Genomic DNA, 16,833 nt, shown 5'->3' on the forward strand with positions numbered 1-16,833 from the left:
GCCTCAACCACGGTGATCTCGCTGCGATATACTCGTTGAATTACGTCTAGTCGTTTCTCGTCTTTCATTGTCAGGGTTGTCATCCTTCCACCCTGACATAATTACGTTGCCGTTAACCCCTGACATAATCACTTTGCTACAACAGTCGGACAATTCTCAGTTGACAGTTTTAAGGTTGCCGTGGTAGTTACGCACCGTGGTCCGAAATGTAACTGCTACGTCATTGGCTCTGCTGAAAACCTGTACGCCGGCTTGTTTGACGGATCTGCGCGCGCTATTGCCGCTGCTATCGGAGCATCACGCACGGGTTGCCCAATTCGCCATGCAAAATCCGGCTGGCTTTCTTGATTTGGACGCCCGCGAGCTCGGTTATCAATGCGGCACGAGCGAAGCAACGATTGTGCGCTTCTGTCAGCGGGTCGGTTACCGAGGCTTAAGCGAGATGAAAAAGATTCTTTCGTTGCAGCTTGCGGCGAATCTTGTGCCGGCGCGTAGTGCAACGAAATCGGACGCGGATGAAACGGTCCTGGAGCGCGTGTTTGCCGATTGCATCGCGGCGCTACGCGACACCGTCGCTTCGGTCGATCATGCGAGCTTGGAACGCGTCGCGGCGGCCATTGCCCGAAGCGAGTTGCTCTACCTTTTCGGCGCGGGTGGTTCGGCGCAGGTGGCCCAAGAGGCCGCGCTTAAATTCTTGACGTTAGGCTTTCGCACCCTGGCATTCGTCGATCCAATTCAGCAACTGGCGGCGGCAAAATTAGTCAGCGCTAAGGATGTTGCTATCGCGGTCACCTATGCGGGAAATCAGAAGGAAGTTGCCGAGGCGCTGCGCAGCGCCAAGGAGCGCAAAGCGTTTTGTGTCGGGATCACGAGCTTTGAACAGAGCATGATCGCGAAAAGTACCGACGCGCTTCTGATTATCTCTCCGCCGACCGAGCTGTTACGCGGGCAGACGGGGGCGCACCGGGTGGCCCAAGTCGCGCTACTCGACGCATTAGCGGTATCCGCCGCCGAGAGCAGAGCTGGGAAAGCCGTTCCGAAACATCAACGCGCAAAAAGAAGCAGAGCGTTTCGGGTTTATCGTGCTGCCAGTCTACGCGGGACGAGCGTTAGTGGGATACCGGCCGTTCGAAAATGATACTGGGTTGCGCAGCCCGGTTTCACGGCACGGAAAGGATAGATGGGGAGGAACTGGATTCATGGCTAACTATCGGGTGATCGGAAAACCAGTGGAGCGGGTAGACGGTCCGGAAATGCTCATGGGACAGGCGATCTATGGGCCGGACGTCAAAATGCCGGGAATGCTGTGGGGTAAAATTCTCCGCAGTCCGATACCGCATGGAAGGTTGTTGCGGGTCAATGTCGAAAAAGCCAGAAAGTATCCCGGCGTGAAGGCTGTGATCACGAGCCAGGATGTGCCGGCGCGCCGCTACGGCTATGCCGTCGAGGACGAGCATATTTTCGCCATCGAGAAAGTACGCTACGTCGGCCAACCGGTGGCCGCGGTGGCGGCGGTCGACGAGGATACGGCGGAAGAAGCGCTCTCCTTGATTGACGTCGACTACGACGAAATGCCGGCGGTCTTCAGCGCCGAAGAAGCGATGCGCGCCGGCGCGCCGCTGGTGCACGATAATCTCGCCGATCTCAAGGCCCGCTCGGTTTATTTGGCATCTTGGTATCCCGTTCTCGGCACCAACATCATTCATCGCGCCTCAAATGAGCGTGGTGACGTCGAAGCGGCGCTGAAGCGAGCAGACCATGTTTTCGAAGACGAATTTCACGCCAGCCAAATTCACCACTGCTACATGGAGCCCCACGCCACGACGGCCGCGCTTATCGGCGGTACGATAACGGTCTGGACCTGTTCGCAGGAAGTTTTCGAGCTGCGCACCGTGATGGCGGGACTGTTCGGCGTGCCGGAAAGCAAGATGCGCATCATCTGCACCAAGGTCGGCGGTGGTTTCGGCGGTAAAATCGAGCCGCGCCTCGAACCGGTTGCCATCGCTTTAGCGATGAAGAGCCACAAACCCGTGAAAATGGTCATGACGCGCACCGAAGAATTCACGGCCGCTGCGGGATCGACGCCGGCGTCGGTCAAGCTCAGAACCGGCGTCATGAAAGACGGCACCCTCGTTGCCCGCGATATTAATTTCCTGTGGGACACCGGCGCCTACGCCGAAGGTTTGGCACCGAGCAATCGGGCGATGAAAGACGGCATCGGCCCCTACAATATTTATGACATCCGGGTGACCTCTACTTTGGTTTACACCCACAAGATGCGCGGCACGCAGCTGCGCGGCTTGGGGGTGCCGGAGGGGGCTTGGGCGATCGAGTCGCAGATGGACATGATCGCGGCGCGTTTGGGAATGGATCCGTTTCAGCTGCGCATGAAAAATATACTTCGCGAAGGGAACCTCAATGCGATCGGCGATTCGGTGCAGAGCATCGGCCTTGAGGAATGTCTGGTGAAAGTCGCCGCGGAGATCGGCTGGGATAAACCGAAAGCGAAAAACGTCGGACGCGGACTTGCCGTCATTGCTAAATCGCCGACGACGCACTCGAGCATTTCCGGCGCCCATGTTTTGTTCAATGAAGACGGCAGCGCCCAGGTGATGGTTGGCGCCTCCGAATTGGGCCAGGGCATGTGCGGCGTGATGTCGCAGATCGCCGCTGAGGTTTTGGGCATCTCGGTGGAATCGGTGGGGATCATCTGCGCCGATACCGGGGCGACGCCGTACGACCGCGGTACCTTTTCGAGCCGCGTGACTTTCTATACGGGAATGGCGGTGAAGAAGGCCGCTGAGGATGCAAAAAATCAACTGCTCGAAATGGCTTCGAAGCTGTCGGAAATTCCGGTGAGCGATTTGTCAGTCGAGAATGAACGGGTTGTCTCGGCGAAGCGGCCTGAGTTGTCGTTGACGTTGCGGCAAGTTTTGGAGTCGGCCCACAACCGCGAGAAACCGATTCTCGGTCGGGGCTGGTACGGCGGCAAAGGCGACTACCCGTCGCTGCCGCATAAAGTGCAAGCCAAAGAGTATGTTCCCGGTTGGAAATACGCGGCGCAAGCGGTCGAAGTCGAAATCGATGTAGACACGGGCATGGTCAAAATAAGAAAAATCGCATCCGCCCACGATGTCGGCACGACGCTCAATCCGATCAGCGTGCGCGGCCAGATCACCGGCGGCGTGGTGATGGGCATTGGTTACGCGCTGCATGAGCGGTTGCAGTTTGAAGATGGCAGGGTGATCAATCCATCGTTTATGGATTATAAACTGCCTTCGTCGCAGGAAATTCCCGAGATCGTCGCGATTGCGGTGGAAGTGCCTTTGCCCGAGGGACCGTTCGGCGCCAAGGGCATCGGTGAGTTGGCGGTGGTCGGCATTGCGCCAGCGGTGGGCAACGCAATTTACGACGCGTTGAAAGTCCGGATCAAAGATCTGCCGCTGTTTCCGGAAAGAGTTCTGAGCGCGATCGAAGAGCAGGCGGCGAAATGAACTCTGCGGCGCAGGTCGCAAACAAACAATTTTGGAGTGGGTTTATGAAGTGGGCATTCACTCGCTTGATTTTATTCGTCCTTGTGGCGCTAGGCGTCGATACCGCCCGCGGCGCGGAGTTCACTAAATTACGAGTTGGCATTCTCGCTACCGGAGAGTTTTGCCAGACTTATATCGCGCAGAAAAAAGGGTTCTTCGCGAAAAATGGTCTCGACGTCGAGCTGATTTATTTTCAGGGCGGCTCTCAAGTGATTCAAGCCATGCTCGGCGGCGATCTGCCGTTGACCGTCACCGCGGGGCCCGAAGGAGTGGTCGCTAAGCTCCAGGGGGCTGACATCGCGCTGCTCTTGGCCAACAATCCGACCATGCATTTTAGTCTCTTCGTGACTCCCGAGATTAAAAAAACTGAAGACCTACGCGGCAAGACGGCGGGCATCAGCCGATTCGGATCGGCCAGTGATTTTTCCATCCGGTATATCTTTAAGTCCATGGGGTTGGCGGATCGTGATGTGACGATCGTGCAGATCGGCGATAACCCTAGCCGGCTCGCGGCGCTGAAAACTAATGCGATTCAAGCGTCGGTTTTTACTACGCCCAATACCGTGCGCGCTCGCAAGGCCGGTTTTGTCTCTATGGTTGATGCCTATAAGTTGGGGCTCAAGTTCCAGGGCAGCGGCATTGCTGCCAGCGGCGCCTTTCTGCGCGACCACCGCCCGATCGTCGAACAATTCGTGAAAGGATTTTTAGAAGGTGTGGCCTACGCCAAGACCCACAAAGAAGAAAGTCTGCCGTTGATCAAAGCGTTCATGAAGCTGCGGGATCAAGATGAAGTCGAAGATAGTTACCAAGTCATTATTCTCGACGTCCAACCGCGCAAGCCTTATCCGTTGAAAGAGGCGGTCGAAACGGTTTTGCGTACCGTCGAAAGCACGATTCCGAAAGCGAAAATCGTAAAGCCGGAGGATATGATCGACGATTCGATAATTCGGCGGCTTGACCAGAGCGGTTTTATCGACGCGCTCTATCGATGAAAAAGATGTCGATGATCCTTGCCCTATTGTCGATTCTCATCTATTTGGCTGCCGCCCAAGGCGCGTGGGCGCAAATGCAGAAGGTCAAGATCGCCGTGTCGAGCCGCGGCATCGCGTTCATCGATCTTTACATCGCCGAGCATCGTGGATTTTTTCGCGAAGAGGGTCTCGAACCTGAGCTTATTCAGGTCGCCGCCAACGTCGCGACTGCCGCATTGAATGCCGGCGAAGTGGATGCGCTTGGCGCTGTTGGACTAGCCGCGCGTGCGAGCCAGAGCGGCTTACCGGTCAAAGTGCTGGCGGTGACCGGTCACCGCGCGCTCTTTTGGTTGGTGAGCAAGCCGGAACTCAAATCGATCGCGGATCTCAAGGGCACGAGTCTTGGAATCACGTCGCGCAATGGCAGCCAGCATCTTGTCGCAAGCCGGCTGCTAGCCGCGGGCGGTATCGATCCCGCCAAAGATGTGTCGACGGTCGTGATCGGCGGGGCGCCGGCATTGTTGCAAGCCTTGATCGCCGGTTCGATTCAGGTCACCGCGCTCTCGCCGCCGACGATAATCGTCGCGCGTGATAAGTTCAAGATAAATATCCTGGCCGAGCCGCCCAAGGATTTTTTCAGCACCCAGGGAGGTTTCGCGGTTAGCGACCGAGCTCTGGTCGAAAAGCGAGATCTGGTGCGGCGCATGCTGCGCGCGCGAACCAAAGCGTACCGTTACTTTCATGAAAACGAGAAAGGCACCAGCGAAACGCTGGCGAAATACACCCGGCTCGATCTCGCCACCACGACGGAAACCTATCAAATGTCCAAGTTTGGGTTTACGGCCAGCAGCGTGCTGAGCGACAAGGAGATGGAAGTTCTGTTGAAGGATGACGCCAAAACATTGGGGCTGTCTCAACCCGTAGCGCCGGCGAAAGTATTCGATTTTAGCCTCCAGCGCGAGGTCAACAAGGAGTTGGGGATCAAATGAGCGGAGGCCACTGATGCCGTTTAACGATTTAAGAGAGTTCATAACTTTCCTTGAGAGCAAAGGAGAGTTGCTGAGAACCAAGAAGCCGGTGGATGTGAAGTTTGAAATCTCTTCCTACATCCGCAAGACCAGCGATCAACGCGGGCCGGCCTTGCTTTTCGAGAACGTGAAAAATTTCGCTATGCCGGTCTTGGGCGGCGTTTTTGCGACCCGTGAGCGGGCTTTTCTCGCCTTGGAAACTTCCCACGAGGGTTACGTCCATAAGTTTCAAGACGCATTGGATCATTTGTTGGCGCCCAAGTTGGTTACAAATGCGCCGTGCAAAGAGGTTGTCTATACGGGCAAAGACGTCGACCTGGGAAAATTGCCGGTGCCGATTTTTTCCGAACGAGATCCCGCGCCGTTCATCACGCTCGGATTGTGCATTAGCCGCGACCCAAAAACCGGCGGGAAAAACACTTCGATTTATCGCTTGCAGCTCAAAGGCCGCAATCGCTTGGGCATCATGGCGCAACATTTGGTGCGCCAACTGATCGAAGCGGAGTCGATCGGTGAGGGCTTGCCGATCGCCATCGCCATCGGCACCGATCCGGTGCTACCGTTGGCGACTCAATGGATGGCGCCTTATGGAACCGATGAGTTGGCGCTGGCGGGGGCGCTTCGCGGCGCGCCGGTGGAAGTGGTGAAAGCCGAGACGGTGGATCTGGAAGTGCCGGCGACCGCGGAAATCATTATTGAGGGCATGGTACTACCCAACGTTCGCGAGGAAGAAGGGCCGTTTGGCGAAGTGTCGGGCTATTACACGCCGTCCAATCCGAAACCGGTGATCGAAGTGAGCGCGATTACCCACCGCAAAAATCCGATCTACCAGGCGGCGCTCACCGGCATGCCGACCACCGAGAATCATATTCTCAAGCAGCTGCCCTTGGAGGCTACTTACTATTGGCAGCTCAAAAAAGAATTTCCCGGCGTCACCGCGGTGCATTTTCCCGCGGCGGGCACGGTGGGGATGACCTGCGTGATCGCCATGAAGCAGGCTTACGAATGTGAGGCACGCAATCTGATCGCCGCGATGATCGGCACGCGGCGCAACAAGATCACCATCGTGGTTGACGACGACGTTGATATTTTCGACATGGAAAAAGTTTGGTGGGCGATCACCACTAGGACCCAGGCGGATGAAGACGTAATTGTGTTTCCACGGGTGGTGGCAACGGCCATGGACCCGTCGGTGCGCAAGTTGCGCGTCGGCTCCAGTCTCGGTATCGACGCCACGGTGCCCTTCGGCCAGCGCTTTCCGGAAATCGTCACCGTGCCGGGCGCGGACAAAGTATCGCTGGATGATTTGAAATAACTTCGGAGGGTAGATGAAGTTTCAAGGCCACTTACTGATTGGACGCCCGGTGGAAAAGGTCTGGGAGTTTCTCTGGGACATCGAAAAACTTTCCAGCTGCATCCCCGGCTGCAAAAGCGTCAAGACCATCAAGGCGCGAGAAAAATATGAGTTGACCATAAAAGACAACGTCGGTCCGATCACCGTGCATTTCGATTTGCTGGCGGAGGTGAAAAAGTTGGAACCGTTCAAACGCATCGAGATTGCCATGGAAGGGAAAGACTTCAAAGCCGGTGGCTTGCGCCAGACCATGGCATTGGCGCTCACCGCGAAGGGCAACGATACCCAGATTGATTTTGAGACCGACATCAATGTTTTTGGACGGCTCGGCACGTTGGGCTATCCATTTGTCAAAAAAAAGGCGGAAAGCGTGATTAAAGAGTTTGGCGAGAAGGTCAAAGGCGCCATCGAAACCAACGGGTGACCGCGGCGGGAGTTAAAGCAATGGAAAGAAAATTAATTAGACCGAAGTCAGTGGATGAGGCTTTGAGCCACCGGGCGCAGTACGGTAAAGACGCGTTACCCATCGCCGGCGGACAGTCGCTCTTGGTGATGCTGCGTAACAAGCTGATTGATCCGAAAGTGCTGCTCGACCTGGAAACGCTCGGCGAGTTGCGCGGGCACCAGCTCCAGGCGGAAGGCTTTACGATCGGCGCGATGACGACTTTTTACGGTCTCTTGTCGTCTGCGGAGGTGCGATCAAGCTTGCCGATTTTGGCGCAGGCGGCGTCCAAGGTCGGCTCCACGGCGATCAGAAATTTGGGCACCATTGGCGGGAATCTCTGTCACAACGAACCCGGCGCCGATCTGCCGCCCGCGCTGCTGGTGCTCAACGCCTCCGTGGAGCTGCGCCGCCGCGGCGGAGTGAGGAAAGTGCTGTTGACGGAGTTTTTTCGAGGTTATTTCGAAACCGCAGTCGCGCCGGATGAAATTCTTTGCCGGGTGGAGATACCGGCTCTGCCCGGCGGAGCCGTCGGCGCATACATCAAGCACTCGATCAGCGCCGAAGATCTCGCCATCGCGGGCGTAGCCGTAGTGGTTGTGCCGGACGACAAAAAGTCCGGCGCCGTGCGTGAGGTACGCATCGGTTTGGGCGGAGTCGCGCCGATGCCGTTTCGCGCGACTCGATCTGAAAACGCGCTCAATGGCACGGTATTGAGTAGCGAGTCGATCCGCGCGGCGGTGGAATTCGCCGCTGAGGCAGCGGACCCGATGGGCGACCCGCACGCGTCGGCGGAGTATCGGCGCAAAATGGTCAAGGTCTTGGTTCGACGGGCAATCGCCGCGGCGATGCAGCAAGCGGAAAGGAACGGACATGGCAAAGCTTAAACTCGATGTCAACGGCGAGGCGAACGAGATCGAGGCGGCCGAGACCGCATTGCTTTTGGATACACTTCGAGAAGGGCTCGGGCTTACCGGCACCAAGCGTGGCTGCGAGACCAGCCACTGCGGCGCCTGTACGGTCATGCTCGATGGAGTGGCGGTCCACAGTTGTGTGGTTCTGGCCGCGCGCTGCGAAGGGAAAGCGATCACCACGGTTGAGGGGCTCGCCCAGGACGGTGAGTTGAACAACTTGCAGCGATTGTTTCTGAAACACGGTGCGCTGCAATGCGGCTATTGCACGCCTGGCATGTTGATGGCCGCCACCGCGCTGTTGCGGCGCAATCCTAAGCCGACTTTGGATGATGTGAAAAACGGCCTGGACGGCAACCTGTGCCGTTGCACCGGTTACACCGGCATCTTCGAGGCGATACAGGCGTGCGCGCAGGGCGCCAAATAGCGCCTTCAAGATTTAACGTTGGGTGTTGAACTTCGAATGACATGGGCCTCTGAGCGATAGGGTCACGCAAATATGGCAAGCATGAAAACGAAACGGCCGAACTATTCCTCCATTGGTAAATCGGCGCCGCGCATCGAAGGCGAAAAGAAAGTTTCAGGAAAAACGCTTTACACCGCCGATCACATCCTGCCCGGCACGGTTTGGGGGAAAGTTTTGCGCAGTCCTTATCCGCACGCGCGGATTAAGCGGGTGAATACCGAACGGGCCAAGGCGCATGGCGGAGTTTTGGCCGTGCTTACAGCGGCGGACATTCCCGACGTGCTAACCGGGCGCCGGTTACGCGACATGCCGATGCTCGCCAATGATCGTGTGCGTTTCATCGGCGAAAAAATCGCCGTGGTGGCCGCCCTGGAGCGCGATGTCGCCGAGGAGGGCGCGCAACTGATCGAAGTCGAGTACGAGCCCTTGACGCCGGTGTTCGATCCCTTGGCGGCGATCGCCGAAGGCGCACCGGAGTTGCACGAACACATGGCGGATTATCAAGGCCTACCCAAGATCGGCACGCCGCCGAAAAATACTTATTCCCACGAAGAGTGGCTGATGGGTGACATCGGGCGCGGCTTTCGCGAGGCGGATCAGATTTTCGAAGATCGGTTTGCTACCCAGCATGTGCATCAATCCTATCTGGAGCCTCACTCCAGTGTCGTTTTCATCGACCGCGATACCGGCACCATTCACGTTTGGGTGAGTAATAAAGTTCCTTACAACACCAAGAATAGTCTCGCCGATGCCATCGGTGTGCCGGCGGAAAAGATCGTCATCCACGTTTCCACTATCGGTGGGGACTTCGGCGGCAAGGGTGCGCTGATGGATCTACCGTTGTGCTACTTCCTGGCGCGACGACTGAGCCGCCCGGTGCGCATGGTCATGAGCTATACCGAAGAGTTAACCGCGGCGAACCCGCGCCACGCCGCGCAGATAGTGATCAAGACCGGGTGCAAAAAAGATGGCCGGATCACGGCGCGGCAAATCCAGGTCTACTGGAACGGCGGCGCCTATGGAGCGATGAAACCGATTCCGACGGTCAATTTGCCCGGCGCCGTCAAAGCCGCCGGCGCTTACGCTATTCCTAACGTGCGCATCGACTCCTATGCGATCTACACCAACAGCGTGCCCTGCGGCCATTTCCGTTCGCCGGGGTTGGCGCAGTTGGCGTTTGCCAGCGAGTCGCAGATCGACATGATCGCTGCGGCGATGAAAATCGATCCGCTCGAGCTGCGGCTGCGCAACGCATTGACGGATGGCTTTCCGACGCCGGACGTCAAAGGCATGGTCGACGTCAAGTGCAAGCAAGTTCTGGAGACGGCAGCGAAGACGACGAATTGGAAAAAAAAGAATCTGCCGGCTCAGGTTGGACGCGGCATGGCGCTGTCCTATCGCCATGTGGGGCTCGGCGATGCCAATGCCCGCATGCGGCTTAATCCCGATGGCAAGATTTCGATCTTGACCACCTACGCTGACACGGGCACAGGCGCGCACACGATTCTTTGCCAGATGGTGGCGGAAGTTCTCGATGTGCCTTTGAGCCAAGTCGGGCTCGAAGTCGGCACCACCGACGCATTTCGCTCGGAGTCGGGTACCGGCGCAAGCCGGGTGACTTTCGTGCTGGGCCAGGCGGTGTTGGAAGCCACCGCGAAGTTGAAATCATTGATCTGCGAACGGGCGGCGGCAATGTTGGCTGTGACGAGCGATCAAGTGGCGTTGAAGAACGGCCGCTTAAGCGCTGCGCCGGCCAATGCCCGCTCTCTCTCGCTGGCGGAGTTCGCCAAAGCTGCCGCCGAGGCAAATCTAAAACTTGAAGTCGAGAGTTATCATTCTGAGACCGAGACGCCGCCCGAGGGTGTCTTTGCCGCCTGCGTTGCCGAGGTCCACGTCGACCTGGCGACCGGCCAGGTGGAGTTGCGCAAATTGGATACAATCCATGACGTGGCGACGATTCTCAACCCGGTGGGCCATCAGGGGCAGATCGACGGCGGCATCATGCAAGGCGTGGGTTACGTGCTCATGGAAGAATTGGCCATGGACGAGGGACGCGTGACGACGGCGAATCTTGGCGAATACAAGATTCCCAACATTCAAGATATTCCGCAGCTCAAAACCACGCTGGTGCACAGCCACGAAGGCGCGTCGCCGTTTCAAAGCAAGGAAATCGGCGAAAGCGCGATATCCCAAGTCGCACCGGCCATCGCCAACGCGGTTTACGACGCTGTCGGCGTGCGCATCAAAGATCTGCCGATTACGGCGGAGAAAGTTTTTCGCGCCTTGCAGGCGCGCGAAGCGGAGAAACGAAACGTCTCAAGAAGGTGAGAGTGCGATGAAAACTCCAGCTGTTTTCGCGTGGTTTCCGATCTTACTTTTCCCCTCTTTTGTTGCGGCACAATCGCTCAAAGAAATTCGTGTCGGTTCGAGCAACATCAGCGTCACCAACGTAGTGGCGTTCTATGCGCGGGATCGAAAGTTTTTCGAAGCCGAAGGTTTCGACGTCAAAATGATCATAATCAAAACCGAGGCGGCGCTGGCGGCGCTGTCTGCGGGCGACTTGGATTATTCGACGTTGAGCACGTCATCCATCGAGGCCACGCTCAAAGGTATGCCGTTGCGCGTGATCGCCATCACCAACCGCCATCCCTTGCTTGGTTTGGTGGTGCGCAAAGGAATCAACAGCGTCGCCGAATTGCGCGGAAAAAAACTTTCAGTGAGCTCCTTCGGCGGCGCCACTTACGGCGCGGCGCTCTACCTACTTAAAACTCATGGGCTCAGACCGAAGGAAGACGTGACTATTCTCGCCGGAGGCTCTAACTCAGTGCGCATCGTGGCGGTGAAACAGGGAGCCATTGACGCCGTGCTTTTAAGTTCGCCGGAAGATATCAAAGCGGCAAGCGACGGATTGCGCATTTTGCAGGATGTCGGCAGCGACTACCGGTTGCCGTGGGGCGGCATCAGCGCGGCTCAGGCCAAGCTCCGCCGCAGCCCAGCGGAGGCAGAGCGATTCGTCCGCGCGGTGTTGCGCACGACCAGGGCGATTATCGAGCCGCAAAATAAAAAAGACGTCACCGGCTGGCTCGGCAAGTTTTTCAATCTCGACGAGAAAGTGGCCGACGAATTTTACCGCCGGCTCATCCCGTCTTTGAATCCCAGCGGCATCGTCGAGCGCGATAAAATCCAACTGGTCATCGACAGCGCCGTGGACCGAGGCTTAACCGATAAACCCCTCGATCCCGACATGGTGGCGGACTTTTCCATCGTCAAGCAATTGCGCTTCTAAAAGTCATAGCGCTGGGCGGCCATCGGTGGCGGCCCCATGGAGGTTGAAGATGAGTCTGGGTATTCGGATGATTTTCATTTTCCTCAGTGCAGCTCTCGCCGCGGCATGCATGCCTTCGCGCGCCCGGGCGCAAAGCACCGGCAAGAACGAGCCGATCCGGATTGCCTATCCAAGCCGGGGCATTACTGTGCTGCCGTTGCGGCTGGCTCAGACCCAAGGCTTGTTTCAGCAGGAGCGATTGGACGCCGAGCTCATCCAGATGCGCGCGGGTATCACCGTCACCGCGATGGCCAGCGGCGATATTCAGTTCGGCGCGCCAACCGACTCCATCGTTAGGAGCGCCGCCCGCGGGCAGCCATTGAAAGGAGTCTTGTCCTTCGTCAATAAGCCGATGCATTATCTCGTCGCAAAGGCTAATTTTAATACCGTCGAAGAACTGCGCGGCAAAACCTTGGCGATCAATTCATTTGGTGCCTCGGAGCAGTTGACGCTCTGGGCGCTGTTAAAGGCCCATGGCATCGATCCCGACAAGAAAGAAGTGCAGGTGGTTGGCCTCGGCGACAGTCCGGTGCGGCTTGAAGCGTTAAAGCGCGGCATCGTCGACGCCACTGTGGTTTTGATCCCCCATGTGATCATTGCGCGCAACAGCGGCTTTAAAGTTCTCGGCCATGGCGGCAGCTATCTTGAATTGTCTACTCCCGGTATCGGGGTGACGGACCAATTCTTGAAAGAAAAACGCGATCAAGCCAAGCGCACGGTGCGCGCCTTGGTGAAAGCCATCCTCTTCATGCGAAAAAATCGCGAGGAGTCGGTGCGCGTGGCAATGAGTTGGCTGGCGCTCGACCGCGACGTAGCGGAAAAGTCCTACGACATGGCGCTCGACTCGTTCAGCGAGGACGGCAGCCCGACGTTAAAGGGGCTGCAGAACAGCGTAGCCCTGGAAAGACAGCGGGTAGGAATCAAGGAAGAGATTCCGCTCAGCAAGGTTTTCGATTTCAGTTTGCTCCAAGAAGTGCACGCGGAGCTGAAGCGGTGAGATTCAATGACGGTTGCCTCTAACTTTAGCGAAAACGGGAGACGGATAAACATGACGCGGCGAAATTTCATTCTGGCGATTGCCATAGGCGTCGCCATTTGTGCGGTGGCGCGGAGCGCAGCGGCGCAAGAAACGTTTTACCAAGGGAAAAATATTCGCTTGATCGTCGGTTCAGACCCCGGCGGCGGATTCGACACCTACTCGCGCACGATTGCCCGGCACATGACGAAACACATTCCGGGTAATCCGACCATCGTGGTGGAGAATATGCCGGGCGCGGCGCAAATGATTTCGGCAAACTATCTGTATCGGGTCGCCAAGCCGGATGGCCTCACCATGGGTAATTTCGCCGGTACTTTGTTCCTGGCCCAAGTGATGGGCCGGCCCGGCGTCGAGTTTGACGCGCGTAAATTCGAGTACCTGGGCGCGCCGGCGCGTGACTTTAGCTCCTGCACGTTGAGCAAGCGCACCGGCATCAATAGCTTGCAGCAGTGGTTGTCGGCGAAAAGCCCCGTGAAAATCGGCGGCATCGGCCCAGGCGATTTTACCTATGAGATTCCCAAGATTCTCGAATTCGCGCTTGGTCTACCGATTCAAGTGGTGGCTGGATACAAGGGCACCGCGCCGATTCGTTTGGCGGTGGAGAGCGGCGAAGTGGATGGCGTGTGCATGGATTGGAATTCGGTCAAAGCCACTTGGCGCAGGGCGCTTGACGCCGGAGATGTCAAAGTCGTGGTGCAGATCGCGCCTCGATCGCACCCGGAACTGAGCGATTTGCCGCTCGCCGCGGATTTCGCAAAAAGCGCCGAGGGGCGCAAATTGATTCAAGTCGGCATTCACGACCGCGGTCTAAGCTTTCGGCCCTACACGCTGCCGCCGGGCGTGCCCCGCGAGCGGTCGAAAATTCTACGCGCAGCGTTTACGCAAACTCTAACAGATACCGAGTTTCTCGCCGATGCCAAGAAGGCCAACCTCGTCATCGAAGCCGTGCCCAGCAGCGAAATCGATCGTATCGTTGCCGATCTGTTCAAGCTCGAGCCGGCGGTCGCGGCGAAACTTGCGGATGTGATGAAGTAGCCGAGGACGCGCTCGACAAACCAGCAGGCAGGGGAGAATGGAAATTTTCATCATGAAGTCGCGAAGATCCCCAAGGTTCGGAGTAAGCGTGGATGCGAAACCCGCTCAAGGGTGTTCTTCGTGTCTTGGCGGTGAGCGCTCTTATGCGCGGCAAAGGACGATTCTGCAATTTCCCGATTTTCGGGGGGAGGTTCGATCATGAAGGGTGAAGCGAGCGAAGCGATCGTGCGAGGGCTCAAAGCCGCCGGGGTCGATCTGGTGGCGATCTTGCCAGACCATGGATTCGATCGGGTACAAAAACGGATCGCCGAGGACGAAAGCTTTACTTACGTTCCGGTTAGCAACGAAAGCGTCGGCGTCGGCGTCTGTGCGGGCGCGTTTTTCGGCGGCAAGTCCCCGGCCCTGATGATTCCGACCTCCGGTTTCCTGGTTGCCGCGTGGCCGCTGGCGAGCCTGCATAATCTCTGGAATATACCGCTGCTGTTACTCATCCCTTATCGCGGCGATATCGGCGACGCCCAACCGGTGATGCGCACCTACCAGTTTACCACCGAACCGATTCTGCGCGATCTGCAGATTCCCTATGTGACCGTGAGCGAGATTGCCAAGATCGAAGGCGCGATCCAGGATGCCGTCAGTTCCGCATTCGCGTGGCAAAATCCGATCTGCATTTTATTCAGAGGGGAGACATTACGATGAAGCGTTTCGAGTGTTTGAAAGTTCTGGCGGCCGCAGCGCGCGACGACGATCTCGTAGTGACCAACTTGGGCAACACCATGTACGAGTGGCTCACGGTTAGGCCCTCGCGCGCGAACCTCTACAACATGAATCTTGGGCAGTGCACCCCGGTGGCGCTGGGACTGGCGCTGGCCTTGCCGCATCGCCGGGTCATCGCCCTGGACGGTGACGGCAATTTGCTTTTGAATTTGGTCTCACTGGCGGACGTTTGCTACCGCAAACCGGCCAATCTAAAAATTTTCGTTTTTGACAATCAGGCTTACGAATCTCCCGGCGGCATGCCGAGCGCCACTGCCCATGGCGTCGATTTGGTTCAGATCGCTAAAGGCTGCGGCATCGAACGAAGTTTTCCGGCGACGACGATTGAAGAGTTCGAGCAGCGGGTGCAGTTGATCGACCAAAGCGGGCTTTTGTTCGTCAATGCAAAGATCGAAATGGGCAGTATCGAGCGCCCACCCTACGGCTCCATCGATTTTAAGTTCAACAAGTATCAGTTCGCCACCTACATCGAGGAGACCGAAAAAAAGCCGGTGTTGCGGCTGCGCTCGCGCTCGCCGTTCACGGAGAAGTAAGATTTACGTTCAAGGTTCAAAGGTCAACGTCAGAACCGGAGCCCGAACCTGGAACATGAACGATCTTGAGGACACCGACGTATGAAAGGGTTATTTCTCGGAGCTGCACTCGTCTGTTGCCTAGCGCCTGCGTTGCCGCGGCTCGTTCAGGGGCAAGCGAAAGGTTTGGAGTCAATCAAGATCGGCTACAGCGGTATCGGTATCGCCCATGATTTTCTAAAGATCATGGAAAAGAGCCGCATCTTCGAGAAGTATGGTTTAAGTTCGCAAAACATTTATATCGGCAGTGGGTCGTTGATGAATCAAGCGATTCTCGGCGGCAGCATTCAGTTTACCACGTCCGATCTGCCATCGCAGATTCAAGCGGCGCTGGCCGGCGTCGATTTTAAAGTCATCGGCGTGACCATTAACCGGCTCGATGGCGCGATTATGGTCCGCAAAGAAATACGCCGGCCTGAAGATTTGAGAGGCAAGCGACTCGCCATCAGCCGGTTTGGTTCCGTTTCAGATATCGTGACACAATTTGTGCTGCGTTACTGGAAACTCGATCCACAAAAGGACGTGGCTATTTTACAAGTAGGCAACACTCCGAGCCGTATCGCTGCAATTTTCAGCGGCCAGGTTGACGGAGGATTAATCAACCCGACCGATGTTGGCAGAGTTGCGGCTTCCGGCTGTTGCGTGCAACTTGCCGATCTCGGCGACTTGGATATTCCATACGCCCGTTTCGGTGTAACGGCATTGGGTGGTTTTCTCAAATCACGGCCGGATACGGCGCGTAAAGTGATGGAAGCGTTTGTCGAGGGGATCTATCACTATAAAAGTCGCTCTGACGAAGCCGTCGCTGCTCTGCTAGCGCGCGGGGTGGAACCCAAGTCGGCGCGCGAAGTCTATCAAAAAGTGGCGGATTCTTATCGATCGCGGCCCGATCCCGATATCAGCGGTATCAAAGGTGTGTTGGATTCTTTACCCGAAGAACGCGCCAAGAAAGTTTCACCCGAAAGTCTGATTGACGCCGGTCCCTGGGAACGGGTGGCGAAGAGCGGCTTACTGGAACGGCTCTACGGCAAGAAGTAGAGCCGTTGTTGTTCGGCTCGATTACCGCACCGAACTTGGGTTTCATCAAGAAGTGAGTAATCCACCAGGGCGTTGAGTGGCACTGGTGGCGGGTTGCTCAACTGCTTGCGCGCTTCGTCGTAGGAGCCGGCCAAGTGCTTCAGATCGATTTTCCCGCTCGGCAGAAAAAACGTAGCTGGAGTCACGTAGCTGGGGTCAGGCCTGAGTATTGACTATTTAGCCAACACGCCGGCGAGCTTCTCCTCCGTCTGTTTATCTCGATGCCCCTGATACTAACCGTACAGCCGGCTGATCATCGACGCATCCCGATGAAGCCGTCCTGCCAACTCCTTAGTCGTTTGC

15 protein-coding genes are annotated in these 16,833 nt (G+C 57.0%); all 15 read left to right on the forward strand.

What is annotated here, in order from left to right; translation table 11 throughout:
- Positions 1–196 precede the first annotated feature (196 nt).
- The 15 genes from EXR70_21335 to EXR70_21405 all read left to right on the forward strand — a co-directional run bounded on the left by EXR70_21335 (position 197) and on the right by EXR70_21405 (position 16,491).
- Positions 197–1,138 carry a MurR/RpiR family transcriptional regulator gene (locus EXR70_21335; protein ID MSP41042.1) on the forward strand — a complete coding sequence of 314 codons (942 nt, stop codon included), beginning with the start codon at positions 197–199 and terminating at the stop codon, positions 1,136–1,138.
- Between the two features lie 61 nt (positions 1,139–1,199).
- On the forward strand, positions 1,200–3,494 hold the full coding sequence (locus tag EXR70_21340; GenBank protein ID MSP41043.1) for a hypothetical protein: 2,295 nt from the start codon (positions 1,200–1,202) through the stop codon (positions 3,492–3,494).
- The gene (locus tag EXR70_21345; GenBank protein MSP41044.1) at positions 3,491–4,525 is read left to right on the forward strand and encodes an ABC transporter substrate-binding protein; all 1,035 of its coding nucleotides are present in this window, start codon (positions 3,491–3,493) and stop codon (positions 4,523–4,525) included. Before EXR70_21340 ends, EXR70_21345 begins: the two co-directional genes overlap by 4 nt.
- A complete protein-coding gene (locus tag EXR70_21350) occupies positions 4,522–5,493 on the forward strand; it encodes an ABC transporter substrate-binding protein (GenBank protein MSP41045.1) in 972 nt (323 codons plus the stop codon). Before EXR70_21345 ends, EXR70_21350 begins: the two co-directional genes overlap by 4 nt.
- Positions 5,494–5,506: 13 nt before the next feature.
- Positions 5,507–6,847, forward strand: coding sequence for a UbiD family decarboxylase (locus tag EXR70_21355; protein MSP41046.1), 1,341 nt, complete (start codon positions 5,507–5,509; stop codon positions 6,845–6,847).
- 13 nt (positions 6,848–6,860) lie between these two features.
- The gene (locus EXR70_21360; GenBank protein ID MSP41047.1) at positions 6,861–7,310 is read left to right on the forward strand and encodes a hypothetical protein; all 450 of its coding nucleotides are present in this window, start codon (positions 6,861–6,863) and stop codon (positions 7,308–7,310) included.
- Between the two features lie 20 nt (positions 7,311–7,330).
- Positions 7,331–8,215, forward strand: a complete 885-nt coding sequence (locus EXR70_21365; GenBank protein ID MSP41048.1) for a xanthine dehydrogenase family protein subunit M — start codon at positions 7,331–7,333, stop codon at positions 8,213–8,215.
- Positions 8,202–8,666: a (2Fe-2S)-binding protein gene (locus EXR70_21370; protein ID MSP41049.1), complete on the forward strand. Its 465-nt coding sequence runs from the start codon at positions 8,202–8,204 to the stop codon at positions 8,664–8,666. The genes EXR70_21365 and EXR70_21370 overlap by 14 nt, the downstream gene beginning before the upstream one ends.
- A gap of 72 nt (positions 8,667–8,738) precedes the next feature.
- Positions 8,739–11,033: a xanthine dehydrogenase family protein molybdopterin-binding subunit gene (locus EXR70_21375; GenBank protein MSP41050.1), complete on the forward strand. Its 2,295-nt coding sequence runs from the start codon at positions 8,739–8,741 to the stop codon at positions 11,031–11,033.
- A 7-nt stretch (positions 11,034–11,040) separates the two neighbouring features.
- On the forward strand, positions 11,041–11,991 hold the full coding sequence (locus EXR70_21380) for an ABC transporter substrate-binding protein (protein MSP41051.1): 951 nt from the start codon (positions 11,041–11,043) through the stop codon (positions 11,989–11,991).
- Positions 11,992–12,040: 49 nt separating this feature from the next.
- Positions 12,041–13,027, forward strand: coding sequence for an ABC transporter substrate-binding protein (locus tag EXR70_21385; GenBank protein MSP41052.1), 987 nt, complete (start codon positions 12,041–12,043; stop codon positions 13,025–13,027).
- A gap of 6 nt (positions 13,028–13,033) precedes the next feature.
- Positions 13,034–14,104: a hypothetical protein gene (locus EXR70_21390; protein ID MSP41053.1), complete on the forward strand. Its 1,071-nt coding sequence runs from the start codon at positions 13,034–13,036 to the stop codon at positions 14,102–14,104.
- Between the two features lie 198 nt (positions 14,105–14,302).
- Complete coding sequence (locus EXR70_21395) at positions 14,303–14,803, forward strand: hypothetical protein (GenBank protein MSP41054.1); 501 nt, start codon at positions 14,303–14,305, stop codon at positions 14,801–14,803.
- Positions 14,800–15,414, forward strand: a complete 615-nt coding sequence (locus EXR70_21400; GenBank protein MSP41055.1) for a thiamine pyrophosphate-binding protein — start codon at positions 14,800–14,802, stop codon at positions 15,412–15,414. The genes EXR70_21395 and EXR70_21400 overlap by 4 nt, the downstream gene beginning before the upstream one ends.
- Positions 15,415–15,495: 81 nt before the next feature.
- Positions 15,496–16,491: an ABC transporter substrate-binding protein gene (locus EXR70_21405; protein MSP41056.1), complete on the forward strand. Its 996-nt coding sequence runs from the start codon at positions 15,496–15,498 to the stop codon at positions 16,489–16,491.
- Positions 16,492–16,833 lie beyond the last annotated feature (342 nt).

It is taken from the genome of Deltaproteobacteria bacterium (genome assembly GCA_009692615.1).
GTDB lineage: Bacteria > Desulfobacterota > Binatia > UBA9968 > UBA9968 > DP-20.